This window comes from Streptomyces sp. NPDC088252 (assembly GCF_044740965.1).
GTDB lineage: Bacteria > Actinomycetota > Actinomycetes > Streptomycetales > Streptomycetaceae > Streptomyces.
In genome coordinates, this window is the sequence record NZ_JBIURS010000004.1 from 406,493 (window position 1) to 423,362 (window position 16,870).

At 70.5% G+C, this 16,870-nt stretch carries 12 protein-coding genes and 2 pseudogenes; 2 read left to right on the forward strand and 12 right to left on the reverse strand.

What is annotated here, in order from left to right:
- Window positions 1–81 precede the first annotated feature (81 nt).
- Window positions 82–831 carry a siderophore-interacting protein gene (locus tag ACIOHC_RS11640; RefSeq protein WP_401842579.1) on the forward strand — a complete coding sequence of 250 codons (750 nt, stop codon included), beginning with the start codon at window positions 82–84 and terminating at the stop codon, window positions 829–831.
- Between the two features lie 208 nt (window positions 832–1,039).
- Here ACIOHC_RS11640 and ACIOHC_RS11645 read toward each other — a convergent pair whose 3' ends face one another.
- The 10 genes and pseudogenes from ACIOHC_RS11645 to ACIOHC_RS11690 all read right to left on the reverse strand — a co-directional run.
- On the reverse strand, window positions 1,040–2,602 hold the full coding sequence (locus ACIOHC_RS11645) for an APC family permease (protein ID WP_401842581.1): 1,563 nt from the start codon (window positions 2,600–2,602) through the stop codon (window positions 1,040–1,042).
- A gap of 247 nt (window positions 2,603–2,849) precedes the next feature.
- The gene (locus tag ACIOHC_RS11650; RefSeq protein WP_351080140.1) at window positions 2,850–4,331 is read right to left on the reverse strand and encodes an aldehyde dehydrogenase family protein; all 1,482 of its coding nucleotides are present in this window, start codon (window positions 4,329–4,331) and stop codon (window positions 2,850–2,852) included.
- Window positions 4,328–6,067: an amidohydrolase family protein gene (locus ACIOHC_RS11655; protein ID WP_401842582.1), complete on the reverse strand. Its 1,740-nt coding sequence runs from the start codon at window positions 6,065–6,067 to the stop codon at window positions 4,328–4,330. Before ACIOHC_RS11655 ends, ACIOHC_RS11650 begins: the two co-directional genes overlap by 4 nt.
- A gap of 297 nt (window positions 6,068–6,364) precedes the next feature.
- Window positions 6,365–7,495, reverse strand: a complete 1,131-nt coding sequence (locus tag ACIOHC_RS11660) for an LLM class flavin-dependent oxidoreductase (RefSeq protein WP_351080136.1) — start codon at window positions 7,493–7,495, stop codon at window positions 6,365–6,367.
- A gap of 109 nt (window positions 7,496–7,604) precedes the next feature.
- The gene (locus ACIOHC_RS11665) at window positions 7,605–8,390 is read right to left on the reverse strand and encodes a glucose 1-dehydrogenase (protein WP_351080134.1); all 786 of its coding nucleotides are present in this window, start codon (window positions 8,388–8,390) and stop codon (window positions 7,605–7,607) included.
- 11 nt (window positions 8,391–8,401) lie between these two features.
- Window positions 8,402–9,346 (reverse strand): LLM class F420-dependent oxidoreductase, encoded by a 945-nt coding sequence (locus ACIOHC_RS11670; protein ID WP_401842585.1) that lies wholly within the window; start codon window positions 9,344–9,346, stop codon window positions 8,402–8,404.
- 277 nt (window positions 9,347–9,623) lie between these two features.
- Window positions 9,624–10,358 carry a helix-turn-helix domain-containing protein gene (locus tag ACIOHC_RS11675; RefSeq protein ID WP_351080130.1) on the reverse strand — a complete coding sequence of 245 codons (735 nt, stop codon included), beginning with the start codon at window positions 10,356–10,358 and terminating at the stop codon, window positions 9,624–9,626.
- A 361-nt stretch (window positions 10,359–10,719) separates the two neighbouring features.
- A complete protein-coding gene (locus ACIOHC_RS11680; protein WP_351080128.1) occupies window positions 10,720–11,235 on the reverse strand; it encodes a hypothetical protein in 516 nt (171 codons plus the stop codon).
- A 475-nt stretch (window positions 11,236–11,710) separates the two neighbouring features.
- Window positions 11,711–11,860, reverse strand: coding sequence for a hypothetical protein (locus tag ACIOHC_RS11685; RefSeq protein WP_351080159.1), 150 nt, complete (start codon window positions 11,858–11,860; stop codon window positions 11,711–11,713).
- Window positions 11,861–13,165: 1,305 nt separating this feature from the next.
- A pseudogene (locus tag ACIOHC_RS11690) lies at window positions 13,166–13,582 on the reverse strand (SH3 domain-containing protein); the annotation flags it as partial.
- A gap of 265 nt (window positions 13,583–13,847) precedes the next feature.
- Between ACIOHC_RS11690 and ACIOHC_RS11695 the strand changes: the two are divergent.
- On the forward strand, window positions 13,848–15,023 hold the full coding sequence (locus ACIOHC_RS11695) for a glycosyltransferase (RefSeq protein ID WP_365691232.1): 1,176 nt from the start codon (window positions 13,848–13,850) through the stop codon (window positions 15,021–15,023).
- 165 nt (window positions 15,024–15,188) lie between these two features.
- Here ACIOHC_RS11695 and ACIOHC_RS11700 read toward each other — a convergent pair.
- Together ACIOHC_RS11700 and ACIOHC_RS11705 are read right to left on the reverse strand one after the other, a co-directional pair.
- Window positions 15,189–15,445 (reverse strand): annotated as a pseudogene (locus tag ACIOHC_RS11700) (long-chain fatty acid--CoA ligase); the annotation flags it as partial.
- An 89-nt stretch (window positions 15,446–15,534) separates the two neighbouring features.
- Entirely contained in the window at window positions 15,535–16,803 is a 1,269-nt protein-coding gene (locus ACIOHC_RS11705) for an acetyl-CoA C-acetyltransferase (protein ID WP_389637547.1), read from the reverse strand.
- Window positions 16,804–16,870: the final 67 nt, after the last annotated feature.

The following is a 16,870-nucleotide window of genomic DNA, read 5'->3' on the forward strand; positions in this document are numbered from 1 at the left end:
TGCTCGATCGCCGTATTCCCGACCTTCTGAAATTTAGGTTAGCCTAACCTAATCAATTTTTCGGAGCAGGGAGGTCCGGCTGTGGGGCATGGCTGGGAGGGCGTCGTCCTCAAGCTGATGCGGGGACGGGACTTCACGTTCACCGTGACCGGGACCGAACGGGTCACCGAGGACTTCCACCGGGTGCACCTCACCGACGGCGGGCTGCTCGCCGCGACCGGCGGCGCGCACCCGACGATGTGGGTCAGGATCTGGTTCGAGCGCAACGGCGGCGGACCGCACCAGCGCGCCTACACCCTGGTCGACCCGGACCCGGCCGCCGGCACGTTCAGCCTGGAGTTCGCCCTGCACAACGGCGCCGCGAGCGACTGGGCCCGCCGGGCCGGGCCGGGCGACACGATCGAGGCGACCCTCCAGGGCACCGGCTTCCGCCTGCCCGAACCGGCGCCCGCCCGGCTCTTCGTGATCGGCGACCCGGCCTCGCTGCCCGCGATCAACTCCCTGCTGGACGCCGTCCCACGGACCCCGGCGACCATCTGGTTCGAGACGACGCACGCCTCGGACGAGAAGCTTCCGTTCCGTCTGGACCCGGCCCACCACACCCTGCACCGGGTACCGCGCCGCGACGGGGGCGCCTCTCTGGTCGCCGAGGTGAAGTCCGCACTCCCCGGCCTGCTGGGCGCCGCCCCGTCCGACGCGTACGTCTGGATCGCCTGCGACACGGCGACGACCAGGACCCTCGCCGCGTACGTGCGCAAGGACCTGGCCGTCGCCAAGGAGCGGGTGAACGCCCTGGGTTACTGGCGCGCGGGCCGAGATCCTGTCGGGTGACCTCCGACCGGGCGGCCACGCCCTGGCACGCGCGCTTCCCGCGTTGTCGTCGGTCGCCGACGCTCCGCGTCGACTCCCTCCTCCGCCCCGGAATCGCACACACCAAACCGCGCCCGCCATCCGATCCGAGGTCACCCGACAGGCTGAGCGGGCTCCGGCCCCGGAGCCGCTTCGTCCTGAGCTCCACGCACCCGAGGGCGTTCGGCCCTCAGTCCGCCACCACCAGCGCCGGAGTCTCCTTCGTCAGCACCTCACCGCGGAAGAACGCCGGGCTGCGGCGCTGCATCACCAGCATCAGCACCACCCCGAGCAGCAGCAGCCCGACACCGATCACGAAGACCGAGCCGACCCCGAAGACGGACGAGCCGGAGCCGTACGCCGGGTTCCACATGTCGTAGAGGGTCTTGCCGAAGACCGCGGCGAGCAGGATGCCGCCGAGGACCGGGAAGAGGCCCTTGAAGACCAGGTCGCGGACCGAGCGGGTCAGGTCGGCACGGAAGAACCAGGCGCAGGCGAAGGCCGTCAGCGCGTAGTAGAAGCAGATCATGAGGCCGAGCGCGTAGATCGTGTCGACCAGGACGTGCTCGCTGACCAGGGTCATGACCGTGTAGAAGACACCGGTCGCCACGCCCGCCGTGACGGTGGCCCTCCCCGGCGTCTTGAAGCGCGGGTGGACGCGGGCGTACGAGGCGGGCAGGGCCTCGTACGTGGACATCGCCAGGACCGTGCGGGCCACCGGGATGAAGGTGGTCTGCAGACTGGCGGCGGCGGAGGCCAGGACGGCGATGAAGAGCAGGACGCCGAGGCCGGGGCCCATGATCGGGCCTGCGAGTGCGGCGAAGACGTTGTCGGAGGTGTCCCGGTTGGCGAGACCCAGGCCCGAGCCGCCGGAGCCGACGGCCATCTGGGCGGCGATGCCGGTCGCCAGATAGGAGCCGACGAGCACGACCATCGCGATGAGGGCGGCGCGTCCGGGGGTCTTCTCGCTGCCGATGGTCTCCTCGTTGGCGGTCAGACAGGTGTCCCACCCCCAGAACATGAAGATGGACAGCGACAGGCCCGCCGTGAACGTCGCGAACGACTTCACCGCGAACGGGTTCAGCCAGGACCAGGAGAAGTGCAGCGAGGAGGCGAACTCCCCGCTGTGCGCCTTCTGCACGGCCATCACCACGAACAGCGCGAGGACGACGAGCTGAAGCCCCACCAGGGCGTACTGGATGCCCTTGGTGGCTGTCATCCCGCGATAGCTGATCGCCGTGGCGACCGCGATCAGGATCAGACAGGTGAGGATGTGGACGGGCTTGTTGTGGTCCAGGGCGGCGATCGAACCGCTGCCCGAGATCTCGCCCGCCAGGAGCCAGAAGTACGAGGTGGCGACACCCGCCAGGTTCGACAGCACGATGATCGTCGCGATGACCAGGCCCCAGCCGCACATCCAGCCGACGCGCGGGCCGAACGCCTTCACCGTCCAGGTGAAGGACGTGCCGCAGTCCGGCACGGCCTTGTTGAGTTCACGGTACGCGAATGCGACGAGCAGCATCGGCAGGAAGCCGGCCAGGAAGACGGCGGGCATCTGCACGCCGACCTCACCCGCGGTGGAACCGAGGGTGGAGGTGAGGCAGTAGACGGGGGCGACGGTGGAGATGCCGATGACGGCACTGCCCATCAGGCCGACGGAGTTCCCGCCGAGGCCCTTGCCGCGTACACCGTCGGCCGGGGCGGCGTCCCGTACCGGGTCTCCGGCCTGCGGCCGCGCGTCCAGCTGTGTCATGTAGAGGACGGTATGCGCTGCGATATCCACATTCGGAGGCTGAGACTCCGCCAACTCGCCCTTAACATTCAAGAAACATGACGGTCACACAGGATTGAATTGAAGGCTATTTTCATAAATCTCCTTCCAATGCGAGGCCGATGCTCGATCGCAACGCCGTACGGGAATCGCAGCACTGTCCGTTTTATGGTGATTCAAAATTTTCCCGCGGGTGTTCGCTCAGCGGACACCCGCGGGGTGCGCCCCCTCAGCCCGGCCAGACGATCGCCTGGAGTTCGCTGTACGCGTGCAGGGCGTACGAACCGACGTCGCGCCCGACACCGCTCTTCTTGAACCCGCCGAACGGGGCCTCCATGTTCCGCCCGATGGTGTTCACACCGACCCCGCCGGCCCGCAGCCGCCGGGCCACCCGGAATGCCCGTGCCACGTCCGAGGACCAGACGTAGTCGATCAGCCCGTAGTCGCTGTCGTTGGCGAGTGCGATGCCCTCCTCCTCGTCGTCGAAGGGGACGACCACGACGACCGGGCCGAAGATCTCCTCCCGGACGACGCGCATGTCGTTGGTGCAGTCGGCGAGGAGGGTGGGTGCGACGTAGAAGCCCCGGTCGAGACCGGCCGGACGTTCGCCGCCCGTGACGACCCTCGCCCCCTCCTTCCGGCCGAGTTCGACGTACGACTCGACACGGTCGCGGTGGGCGGCGGAGATCACCGGGCCGACGACCGTGCCCCGGGCCGTCGGGTCCCCGACCTTCAGATGCCCCGCGTACGCGGTGAGCTTCTCGATCAGGGCGTCATGGGCCGCGCGCTGGACGAGGACGCGGGTCGGGGCCGTACAGATCTGGCCGCTGTAGAAGGAGAACGTGGTGCCGATGCCCGCCGCCGCGGAGTCGAGGTCCGCGTCGTCGAGAACGACGGCGGCCCCCTTGCCACCCAGCTCCATCAGCTGCCGCTTCATGGAGCGCCCGCACACCTCGGCGATGCGCTGCCCGACGGCCGTGGAGCCGGTGAAGCTGACCATGTCGACGTCCGGTGAGCCGACGGCGGCCTCGCCCGCCTCGGGGCCCGATCCGGTGACGACGTTGACCACGCCCGCCGGAACGCCCGCCTCTTCGAGCGCCTCGGCCATCCGGTAGACGGAGAGCGGGTCCTGCGGCGCGGGCTTCACGACGACCGTGTTGCCCATGGCCAGGGCCGGAGCGACCTTGCCGGCCGGGTTGGCCCACGGGTTGTTGTACGAGGTGACGCAGGTGACGACGCCGACCGGCTGGCGTACGGCCAGTGCCCCGAAGACACCGGCCCGCCCCATCGGACCTGCCTCGTTGATCTGCGGTGCGACGGCCTCCTCGACCGGCTCCAGGGCCCCCCTGGCGTACCGGCGGAAGCGGGCGGCGCCGACGGCGACCTGCATGCCCCTGGCCGTACCCGTGGTGGCGCCGCTCTCCGCCTGGGCGAGTGCGGCGTTGCCTGCGAGGTCGCGCTGCATCAGGTCGGCGGCCCGGTCGAGGACGGCGGCCCGCTCCTCGGGACGGGTGCGCGACCAGCCGGCGAAGGCCTCACGGGCCGCGGACGCCGCGGCGTACACCTGCTCGCGGCTCGCCTCGGGAGCGAGGCCGACGACCTCCCCCGTGGCCGGGTTGATCACCTCGTAGTGGCCGTGGTCGGGTTCGGTCCACCGCCCGCCGATGAACAGACGCCGCTTCCCGTCGCGCGTCGGGCTTCCGTCGCTCATACGGTGCTCACCGTCCGGGTGTCGCGGCCGGAGCGCAGCACCGTACCGGGGACCGCGCCGGTCACCTTGTCGTCGCGCAGGGTCTCCACGCCGTTGACCCGGACCGACACGATGCCGATGGCCTTGGAGTCGAGGCGGGGGCTGTCGCCGGGCAGGTCGTGCACGAGGGTGGCGGGCCCGGCGTCGATGCGCTCGGGGTCGAAGAGGACGAGGTCGGCATGGAAGCCCTCCTCGATCCGGCCGCGGTCGCGGAGCCCGAAGAGACGGGCGGGATCGTCGGTGAGCATCCGGACGGCCTGTTCGAGGGGGAGGAGTTTGCGTCGGCGCAGGCAGTCGCCGAGGAAACGGGTGGTGTACGGGGCGCCGCACATCCGGTCCAGGTGCGCGCCCGCGTCGGAGCCGCCGAGCATGACGTCCTCGTGCGCCCAGGTGCGGCGGCGCAGCTCCCAGGAGTCGGGGTCGTTGTCGGTGGGCATGGGCCACAGCACCGTGCGCAGGTCGTCGGCGGCGCAGATCTCGACGAGGCAGTGGAAGGGCTCCTGTCCGCGCTCGGCGGCGATGTCGCCCACGACACGGCCGCTGAGCCCTTCGTTGGCCGCGCTGTAGGTGTCCCCGATGACGTACCGGCCGAAGTCGGCGAGGCGGCGGAAGACACCGGCCTCCTTGCTGTCGGCGCGGCGGAGCATCTCGGCGCGGGTGTCCGCGTCGCGCAGCCGCTCGATGCGTTCGGGGACGGGGAGGGCGAGGATGTCGCCCCAGCCGGGGATCAGGTTGAGGGCGCAGAAGGTGCCCAGAGACATGTTCATGGGCGTGAGGATCGGCATGGTGAGGGCGACGATCCGCCCGCCGGCCCGGCGGGCGCGTTCGCTGGGCACGAGCTGGCGCGGCACGCGTTCGGGCACGGCCGCGTCGATGGTGAGGACGTTCCAGTTCAGCGGGCGTCCGGCGGTGGCGGTCATGTCGACGAGAAGCTCGATCTCCTCGTCGGAGAACTGGTCGAGGCAGCCCGCGACGATCGCTTCGAGCTGGGTGCCCTCGTGTTCGCCGACGGCGCGGGAGAGCGCGAGGAGTTCCTCGGGGAGCGCGTGCCAGGAGGCGACCGGCTGTCCCTCCCCGTCGGCGTGGGTGGCGGACTGGGTGGTGGACAGACCCCAGGCCCCGGCGTCCATCGCGTCGTGGAGGAGGGCGAGCATCGCGTCGAGCTGCTCGGGGGTGGGCTGTCCGCCGATCGCGTCGGCGCCCATGACGTGTCTGCGCAGGGCGCAGTGGCCGACCATGAACCCGGCGTTGACGGCGATCCGCCCTTCGAGCGCGTCGAGGTACTCGCGGAAGCTGGACCAGCTCCAGTCGACGCCCTCCTCCAGGGCCTTGAGGGCCATGCCCTCCACCCGCGCCATCATGCGGCGGGTGTAGTCGGCGTCGCCGGGGCGTCCGGGGTGGAGCGGGGCGAGGGTGAATCCGCAGTTGCCCCCGGCGACGGTGGTGACACCGTGGTTCATGGACGGGGTGGCGTACGGGTCCCAGAAGAGCTGGGCGTCGTAGTGGGTGTGCGGGTCGACGAAGCCGGGCGCGAGGACCAGGCCGGTGGCGTCCTCGGCGGTGACGGCCTCCTCGGTGAGCGTGCCCGGTTCGGCGATGACGGCGATGCGGCCGTCGCGCAGGCCGACGTCGGCGGGGTACGAGGGTCCGCCTGTGCCGTCCACGACGGTCGCGCCGCGGATCAGGTGGTCGAGCATGACGGGGGTTCCCTTCCGTTCCGTGATCTGCCGCGAGTACGTGTTTCCCGTCGCGAGGGCGGGGGTGTGCGGCCGGGGTGCGCACGGCCGCGGTACGCACCCCGGCTGCACGGAGCGGCGACCCGGGAAGACGCCGCTGGTCTCTTTCCGGCCCCCGCGTCGATCGAGGAGCGCGGGTGCGGGGGGCGGAGCACCCGGTCACGGGAAGAGGCGGGGGCAGGCCCGCCACAGGCGCGTCCGGCCCGCGGATGCGCCGCACCCGCACCCCCGCTCACCCGCGTCGCCCCGGGACGCGCCCTACGCGCGGCCCGCCGCCCCCCGGAACCGCGAGGTCCGGTGCACCGGGTCCGTGTCGATCCTCGGAATCACGTGCTCACCGATCAGCTTGATCGAGTTCAGCGTGTCCTCACGGCTGATCCCGATCGGCAGCCCGAAGCTCAGCTGGTCGGCCCCCGCCTGTTCCCACCGCTTGCACTGCCGCAGCACCTCGTCCGGATCGCCGCAGATCATCAGCTCCTCGGCGATCAGGAGCTCGATGATCTCCTCGGAGTACTCCGGCAGCAGTTCGGGCCACTCCGGGATGCCCTCCGGCCGGGGAAACGTGTCGTGGTAGCGGAACAGCAGCGACTGCAGGTAGTTCAGCCCGCCGCCCACCGCGATCTCGACGGCCTTGGCGTGCGTCTCGGCGCAGATGGCCGTGGAGGTGACCATGACGTTGTCGTTGACGAAGTCCCCGACGGGTTCGGCCTCCTTGACGGCCGTCTTGTAGGACTCGACGACCCACTCCATGTCGGAGACCTTCTGCACGCTGAAGCCCAGCACGCCGAGCCCCTTCTTGCCCGCCATCGCGTACGAGGACGGCGAACCGGCCGCGTACCACATCGCCGGGTGCGACTTGCCGTACGGCTTGGGCAGGATCTTGCGCGGTGGCAGTGACCAGTGCTTGCCCTGGAAGCCGGCGTACTCGTCCTGGAGCCACATCTTGGGGAACTCGGCGATGGTCTCCTCCCAGAGTTCCTTGGTGTGGTTCATGTCGGTGATGCCCGGCATGAAGCCCAGGATCTCGTGGCTGCCGGCCCCGCGCCCGGAGCCGAATTCGAACCGGCCCTCGGAGAGGTGGTCGAGCATGGCGACCTTCTCGGCCACCTTCACCGGGTGGTTGACGGGAGCGAGTGGGTTGAAGATGCCGGATCCGAGGTGGATGCGGTCGGTGGCGTGCGCGAGGTAGCCCAGGTACACGTCGTTGGCCGAGAGGTGCGAGTACTCCTCCAGGAAGTGGTGCTCGGAGGCCCAGGCGTACTTGAAGCCGGACTTGTCCGCCTGGATGACGTACTCGGTCTCCTCGATCAGCGCCTTGTGCTCTGCCCCGGGGTCGGTCCTGGCCCGCGCGGCGGGCACGTACCCCTGTACAAAGAGCCCGAATTCCAAGGGGATTCACCGTCCTCAATCGTTTTCTGACACATCGTCAGATCGTGACGCGTCCGACTGTTCCACCGGCACCCGCACCCGTCAATACCTGACGCATCGTCAGGAACGTTCAGAACAGACTGACCCCGGCCAGCCATCCCCCGTCGATGACGAACGGCTGCCCGGTGATGTACGAGGAGTCGTCCGAGGTCAGGAAGAGCGCCAGCGCGGCCACCTCCTCCGGCTGCCCGATCCGCCCCAGCGGTACGAGCTTGCGGTACAACTCCGCCACCGCCGCCCTGGACTCCTCCGGGTCCGCGGCCGGGTCCAGTGTCGCCGGATTGGTCATCGCGGTGTCCACGGCCCCGGGGCACAGGGCGTTGACCCGTATGCCCTTCGCGGCCAGCTCCACCGCTGCCACCTTGGTCAGCCCGAGCACCGCGTGCTTGGTGGCGGCGTACGCCCCCACGAACGCCATGCCCGTCAGCCCCGTGTACGAGGCGGTGTTGACGATGGTCCCGCCGCCGGCGGCCTCGATCTCCGGCGCGACGTTCTTGATCCCGAGGAAGGCGCCCACCTGATTGACCTGCACCACCTGCTGGAACTCCTCCAGCGGCGTGGCCACCAGCTCGTTGAACCGGAGAATCCCCGCGTTGTTGACCAGCCCGTCGATCTTCCCGAAGGCGTCCTTCGCCGCGGCGACGGCGGACCGCCAGTCCTCCTCCCGGCTCACGTCCAGCCGCACGAACCGGGCCACGTCCTCCCCCAGCTCCTCGGCCAGCGCCTCGCCCTGCTCGTCGAGCACGTCGGCGATCACCACGCGCGCGCCCTCCGCGGCGAAGAGCCGCGCCTCCTGCTCACCCTGCCCGCGCGCCGCGCCGCTGATCAGTACGACCCGTCCGTCCAGCTTGCCCATGTCCTGACTCCTCAACTGTCGAGATGGGGTGCGACCTCGGCGGCGAACGCCGCCATCTGGTCGGTCAGTTCGCCACGGCTCCGACTGCGGAACCGCACCTGGATCTGATGGACGCCCATGGCTCCGTACGCGCGCAGCGACTCCGCGACGGCCTCCGGCTTCCCACTGAGGGTGCGCCGCCCGACGGACCATTCCGGCTCGCCGATGTACAGCGGCTCGGTGATCGCGCCGATGACGATCGGGGCCTCGATCCCGGCCGCCTCGCGCAGCTCCCTCAGCCGGCCGATCTGCGCGGGCAGCTTCTCCCGCGGATCGCCCTGCGGCAGCCACCCGTCGCCCCGCACCGCGGCCCGGCGCACGGCGGCGGGCGAGGATCCCCCCACCCAGACCGGCACCCGTTCCTGGGCCGGACGCGGTCGCTGCCCGAGACCGGCGAAGGAGAACCGCTCCCCCGCGAATTCCGGGTACTCCTCGGGGCCCAGCGCCGCCTTCAGTGCGTCGATGATCTCGTCGAGGACCCCGCCCCGCCCGTCGAAGTCCGCCCCGAGCGCCCCGAACTCCTCGGGCACGTGTCCGGCCCCGACCCCGAGGATCAGCCGGCCGCCGCAGAGGTGGTCGAGGGTGGCGTACTGCTTGGCGGTGACCAGCGGGTGCCGCAGGCCGACGACGGCGACATGGCTCATCAGCAGGACCCGCTCGGTGATCCCCGCGAGAAAGGCCAGGGTGGCGACCGGGTCGTACCAGACGGTGCTCATCACCCCGGCCAGCCGCCGCGGGATCGCGACGTGGTCACAGCTCGCCAGGTAGGCGAAGCCGGTGCGGTCTGCGGTGCGGGCGATCTCGGCGAGGTCGGTGGGGGTGGCCGCGGCCTCCCACTCCTCCGCGTAGATGGTGCTCTGCGACTGGATCGGGAGCTGCATCCCGTACGACAGCGGTCCGGTGGGCAGTATCGGCACCGAACGGCCTCCTTCCCGAGGGAATCTGACGTATCGTCACCTGACGGCGCGGGGGCCATCGTCGTACCTGACGTCACATCAGACAAGAGGCGGGGGCGAGGGCGATCCGGTGCGGCGTCCGGCGCGCACCCGGGCGGCCATCGCCACCGGGACGACCGCCGCCACGCCGAACACCGCGCCACCGGCCGCCCCGGTGGTGCGCGACGCCTCCGGACACCGCCCTCGACGTCCGGCCCGGCGGACCGCCGAGGCCGTCGGCCCGCGATCCGCAGGCGGCTCAGTCAGCGCTGTCCGAGGTCGTTCCGGGTTTCGTGTGGAGGACTTCACGGGCCTGGTCCGCGGCGCGGGCGATGCTCTCGGAGACGAAGTCGACGAAGCGGGCGATGTTCTCCAGGCGGGCGGCGGCCGGGGTGCCGGGGCCGAGGATGCCCACGCCCTGCCGGGCGACCTCGCCGAGGTGAGCGGTGGATCGGGCGCCGGCCATCGTGGATTGGTACATGACGTCGTCGTCGACGACATAGCGTTCGCGGCGGCGTTCGTCGCGTTCCCGGCGGATGAGGCCCTGGCCTTCGAGGAACGTGACCGCTTTGGAGACCGATGCCGGGCTGACCTGGAGGCGCCCGGCGAGTTCGGAGGCGGTGAGGCTGCCGGCGTCGGTGGTGTAGAGGCCGGCCAGCACCCGGGCCGTCATCCTGGGCAGACCCGATTGCATGAAGACGGTGGTGAACGTCTCCTCGTACTCGCGCACGGCTTCGGCATCGCGCCCATGGGCCTGCGCGGGCGAGCCGGGATCCCTGGGCGCGGCCTTTCTGCGGCGGTGGGCGCGGCGTTCGGTGGCACGGTGGGCGAGGTCGGCGCGGTAGGTGGTGGGGCCGCCGTTGCGCATCACCTCGCGCGTGATCGTCGAGGTCGGGCGGTCGAGGCGTCGGGCGATCTCCGCGTAGGCGAGGCCGTCGGCCAGTCCCAGCGCGATCTGCTGGCGTTCCTGCTGGGTGAGTCTGCCTCCCGGCATCGCGACCTCCTTCATGTCCGTGGCGTTCCCACCATAGCGTTCACCACCATTCAATTGCACCGAACAAGTTTGAGCTTGTTGCATTGAACTGAGAACAATTGCAATGATTCCCTTGACTCCACCTGGAACAATGATGGACGTACGCAACGAGACCATTGCCTCGGTCATGAATGCAACGTAGCGTTTCCATCATCAGAAACACCGAACACCCGACGGCGGCAAGGCCCTGACCACCGCGCTGAACCATGTCGACGACGCCGCACTGTCCATGGCAGGGGCGTTCCGGAGCGCGACGCAAGCCGCGCACCCGCGCGACCAGGGCATGTGCCGTGCGGTGCGGGTACGGCACAGGCGTCCAGGGTCAGGCGCGGGCGTCCCGGAACAGGAACTCGCCGTCGATCTCCACCCGGGTCGGGGGCTTGCTCCCGTCGTAGAAGTTCACGTCCTCGCAGACCGCGGTCCAACGCAGCCGGAAGCGGTCGCCATTGCGCGAGAGCACCGTGATCCGGTTGTCCCGCAGCGGCTCGTGCTCGTAGTAATAGAGCAGCGACATGCACGAGTCCTCGCCGTCCGCCGCACCCGGCATCACGAACGTGCGCCCGATCAGCCGGTCGACGTCCGCTTCGGCCACCGCCAGCCCGATGCCGACTTCCGCGGTCGGCGCCATGCCCGCATCCGCCGTGTCCTCGCACCGTTGGATGGCGTCGTCATCGGCGGCGAGCTCGAACCAGAGCACCGCGTCCACGTCCGGACCGCCGTCGGTCGCGCGGCCCAACCACATCTCCGCCGAGCTGAAGCGGTACACCTCGTCGCCGTTGAACCGATGCAGCACAAAACGTCCGTCGGGGTCCGTGCCCCCGCCTCGCGGCTCGTCCATGACCCACCCCTCCCGGGCCCACCCTCGCACGGCGCCACCAGCGCGCGAACGCCGCTCCCCCGGCGTCGGCCGACCCGGCGCCCTCGGGGCCGGTCTCCTCAGGGCCGGTCGTCTCAGGGCCGCGACGGTGCGGCGGCGCCCGACGGGCCCGGCGCACGGGCGGTGTTCTCCTTCGGATCACCGGCATCGCCGATGCGGGCCACCTCCGGCGACCGGGGTGACGGTCCTGCTCAGGAGCGGGGCGGGACGCCGGGCCCCGAGTACGCGAGCCGATCCCTTCGCAGGAGTTCGCTGGAGTGCGTCCGGCGCGCGCCGGCGCGGTCGCACCGGGTCGCGGACTCGGGGGCTGTGCGATGTACCGGAATGAACAGGAAGCTGCCGCAGCAGAAGAGCTTCATCTGCTGCGGCAGCGGCCACGGGGGACTCGTCCGAACCCTAGGCGGATCCCTGTTCGTTCCCCTTGGAACTAGTCACTTCACGCACCGGAGGAGGGGATGCAGACCGCGTACGACTGGACGGTCTGCGGGGTGGCGCCGTTGTTGTATGCGGAGACGTGCCAGGTGTTGGTGGAGGTGTCCGGAGAGCTCGCGGTCCAGATGATGTCCGGGTTCTGCAACTGGCTCACGGCGCCTCCGCCGGTCACCACGGTTCCGGCAGGGCATGTCGCCGTGACGTCCTGAACGCTGCCTCCAGCGGGCACGAGCGTGGCGGCGCTGGTTGCGGTCTGCGACGGGCCAACAGGTCCCGTCGGGCCGGTGGCGCCCGTCGCACCGGTGGCACCCGTCGGGCCGGCAGGCCCAGTAGCACCATCGGCGCCGTTGGTACCGGCGGCACCCGTCGGACCCGTCGGACCCGCAGGACCGGTAGCACCATCAGCACCATTGGTACCGGCAGCACCCGTCGGACCCGTCGGACCCGCAGGACCGGTAGCACCATCAGCACCATTGGTACCGGCAGCACCCGTGGCACCCGTCGGACCCGCAGGACCGGTAGCACCATCAGCACCATTGGTACCAGCGGCACCCGTCGCACCCGTCGCACCCGTCGGACCCGTCGGACCGGTCGGCCCCGTCGGACCGGTAGCACCATCAGCACCATTGGTACCAGCGGCACCCGTCGCACCCGTCGCACCCGTCGGACCCGTGGCGCCGTTGGCACCGGACGCGCCCGTGGCACCGGTCGCACCCTGCAGACCCGTCGCACCCGTCGGACCGGTCGGCCCGGTGGCGCCCGTCGCACCGTTGGCGCCGTTGGCACCGGCCGGACCCGTGGCACCGGTCGCACCCTGCAGACCCGTCGCACCCGTCGCACCCGTCGGCCCCGTCGGACCGGTGGCGCCCGTGGCGCCGTTGGCGCCGTTGGCACCAGCCGGACCCGTGGCACCGGTCGCACCCTGCAGACCCGTCGCACCCGTCGGACCGGTCGGCCCGGTGGCGCCCGTCGCACCGTTGGCGCCGTTGGCACCGGACGCGCCCGTGGCACCGGTCGCACCCTGCAGACCCGTCGCACCCGTCGGGCCCGTCGGCCCGGTAGGACCGTGAGCACCAACAGCGCCCGACGCGCCCGTGGCACCGGTCGCACCTTGCAGACCCGTCGCACCCGTCGGACCGGTCGGCCCCGTCGGACCGGTGGCGCCCGTGGCGCCGTTGGCACCGTTGGCACCGGCCGGACCCGTGGCACCGGTCGCACCCTGCAGACCCGTCGCACCGGTCGGACCGGCAGGACCGGTGGCGCCCGTGGCACCGTTGGCGCCGGCCGGGCCCGTGGCACCGGTGAGACCTGTCGCACCCGTCGGCCCCGTAGGACCGGTCGAACCCTTAGCACCCGTGGGGCCGGTCGGACCAGTGGGACCGGTCGGACCGGTCGGACCGGGGGAGCCCGGACCGCCTTCACAGAACGGCACGCTGCCCTGGGTGACGATGTAGCGGGCGCTCATCCAGCCGCTGCCGTTGGACAGCAGGTACCACAGCGGGTTCCCGCCGACGATCTCGCCTTCCACCTGACAGGCGATGGACACCGTGCCGCCGGACGGCACGCTGCCCACGATCGTCGACTGGGTGTCGGGAGCGCTGCGGATGTTCTGAGAGGTCTGGGAGATCACCGTCCCGGACACACTGGCCGCCACCCGGCTGGCCATCGCTCGGTTGTCCGCCGGCGTGTACGTGGGACTCGGCGCTCCGTGAGCGATGTCCATGGGGCACAGGGCCAGGGTCAGTCCCAGCGACATGGCGCCCAGGGTAGAACGGGACAGGATGTCCCAGCTTCTCGATTTGCGCATCTTGGATTCCTTACCGGATCTGCGTGGATCGGAGCCGCGACTGTGACAGGCGCAACACAGGAAAGGCATATGCGCCACGCCGCCGATCTACCGACTGGGTGCAGATAGCCCCCTGTGCGGAGGAGAAATCATTCGGCCATCTGCCGCCAGGACATGACCGGTTGATCATCTGAGCATTCCGGACAGGCCACTCCGGGAACCCCGTGTCGCGTCGCGGCCACCGGATTCCGGCGCACTAGCGTCGCTCTCCGCGGTGACCGGATCGGCTGATCCCGCACGCCGTGCCAATTCCCCGTGGGGTGTTACTCCATCGAAGCCAGATCGGGAAATGTACATGACAAATCTGATCGACCGTTCCACTGAAGAACGGTCACCCGCCCTGCACGGAAAGCCGTCGATCTGCCTGTGCATGATCGTCAAGGACGAGTCCAAGGTCATCGAGCGATGCCTGAACTCGCTGCGCGACCTGGTGGACACATGGGTCATCTCCGACACCGGCTCACGTGACGGAACACAGGAACTGATCCGCGCCACGATGAAGGGGATTCCAGGAGAGCTCCACGAGGACCCATGGACCAACTTCGGCCACAACCGGACCCTCAACATCCAGCGGGCACGCGGCAAGGCCGACTATCTCCTGCTCGTCGACGCCGACATGGCCGTCCGACGGGACGGCCCGCTGTCCGAACTGTCCGAGCTGAGTGCCGACTCCTACATGGTGCGCCATCTCGGCCCCCTTGAGTACCGCATCCCCAGGCTGGTCAGGGGCGACCTCCCATGGCGCTACGAGGGCGCGACGCACGAGTATCTGACCGCCGATCAGCAGCACGTCGTCGCCAACCTCTCGGCGTTCAGCATCGAGCACTTCGCCGACGGCGGCTCGCGCGGGGACAAGTTCACCCGGGACGCCCGACTGCTGCGCGAGGACCTCAAGCGCGATCCGGACAATCCCCGCACGGTCTTCTACCTCGCACAGACGCTCCGTGACATGGGCGAGACCCGAAAGGCGATCGCGGCCTACGAGCGCCGGGCCGGCATGGGCGGGTGGGACGAGGAGGTGTACTACGCCCTGCTGCAGGTGGGTGTGCTCAAGGCCGACCACGGTGACTGGCCCGACGCGATGGACGCTCTCACCCGTGCGTGGGAGAACCGGCCACAACGGCTGGAGGCCTGCTACGAACTGGCCTCCCGGCTGCGGAAGATGGGTCGTTATCAGGCGGCTCACGCCGTCGCCACCGCCGGCCTGGGCCGCCCCGCCCCCGAGGACTGGCTGTTCATGGAACCCTGGATCTACAGCTGGGGCCTGCTCTTCGAGCACTCCATCACCGCGTACTGGACCGGCGACCCGCGCGGTTCACTGGCCTCCTGTGACCGTCTCCTCGCCCTGCCCGACCTTCCGACCGCCCATCGCGATCAGACCCTCATGAACCGCAAATTCGCGGCCGACCGTGTCGCCGAGCTCTCCCGCCGGTCGGCGCCCGCCACTTTCGCCCGCTCGAAGATCGCGTGACATACGCGCGGGACTGCCGGGAGGGATCCCGCCGGGGTCTTCCGTTCGGATCAGGCCGGATCAGGGACCGGAACACACGATCCCGGCCTGATCCGACCGAGAGGCCCTGCGGCCCGGAGAACCGGTCTCGGCGACGCTGTGCCGAGACCACGGTCACTTCCGGTACAGCGCGTCGATCTCCGCCTCGAAGTCCCGCGCGGCGGCCGTCACGTCCTGCCAGCCGCCGTCCGGCCGCTTCCGGCTGAGGACGGCGTCGGACGGGGCTTCCCGGGCGTTGTCGAACGGGATCCCGGCGAGTGAGCCGCGGCGGACGGGGGCGCGAAGGAAGGTACGGAGACCTGTCGCACCGAGCCGTCCGCGGATCTGACCCTGGCCGGCTCGACGAGGGCGGGGACGGCGCCGGAGGCGGGTGGCGTGGACATGTGCGGCTCCTGAACGTGGGGTCGGGCGGCGTTGCCGGGTCCGTCCGGCGGCCGTTTCGTCCGGTGGCTCGTGTCGGGTTTCCGGGGTGTCACACGCGTTCGAGGATGGCGGTGACGCCTTGGCCGCCCGCTGCGCAGATGGAGATCAGGCCCCGGCCCGGCCCCTCGCGCTCGGCGAGGAGTTCGGCCAGGGTGGCGACGATTCGTGCGCCCGTCGCGGCGAACGGATGGCCGGTGGCCAGTGAGGAGCCGGCGACATTGAGCTTCGCCCGGTCGACGGGGGCCAGGCCCTGTTTCTCCCAGACCGCGAGCGTGGCCAGCACCTGGGAGGCGAAGGCCTCGTGGATCTCGAACAGGTCGAAGTCCTCGATGGTGAGCCCGGCGCGCTCCAGCATGCGCGGTACGGCGTACGCGGGGGCCATCAGGAGGCCGTCCTCGCCGCCCACGTGATCGACGGCCGCGGTCTCGTACAACGAGAGGTGGGCCAGCGGTTCCGGGCCGTGGGCGCGCGCCCAGTCCTCGCTCGCGAGCAGTACGGTCGCGGCGCCGTCCGTGAGCGGGGTGGAGTTGCCCGCGGTCATCGTCGCGCCGGGGTGGTCGGTGCCGAACACCGGTTTCAGCGTGGCGAGCTTCTCCGTCGTGGAGCCGGTACGCAGGTTCTGGTCGCGGGTCAGGCCCCGGAACGGGACGACGAGGTCGTCCAGGAAGCCGCGCTCGTACGCGGCCGCGAGCCGTTGGTGGCTGGTGGCCGCGAGGAGGTCCTGGTCCTCGCGGGCGATGCCCCAGCGGCGGGCGGTGATCGCCGCGTGCTCGCCCATCGAGAGGCCGGTGCGGGGTTCGGCGTTGCGCGGGATGTCCGGGACGAGGTGCCGGGGGCGTATCCCGGCGAGTGCCTTGATCCGGGCACCTGTCGACGTGGCCCGGCGGGCGGAGAGCAGCAGGGTGCGCAGCTCGTCGTTGACGCCGAGGGGCGCGTCGCTCGCGGTGTCCGTACCACCCGCGATCGCCGAGTCGACGGCACCGAGCATGATCTTGTCGGCGGCGGTGATGACGGCCTGGAGGCCGGTGCCGCAGGCCTGTTGGATGTCGTACGCGGGGGTGCGCGGGTCGAGTTCCGAGCCGAGCACGGTCTCGCGGGCCAGGTTGAAGTCGCGGCTGTGTTTGAGGACGGCTCCCGCGACGAACTCGCCGACCCGCTGCCCCTGGAGCCCGAACCGCTCGACCAGACCGCCCGGCGCGGCGGTGGGCAACTGCTGGTTGGAGACCTGTGCGTACGGGCCGTCGACGCGCGCGAACGGGATGCGACTGCCGCCGATGACCGCGACCCTGCGGGGCTGCGGGAGTGCGAGGGGGATCATCTCGACCAACTTCTGACTCTTGAGTAACTTTACTCTGGAGTAAATCCATGACCGCGCGGGGAGTCCG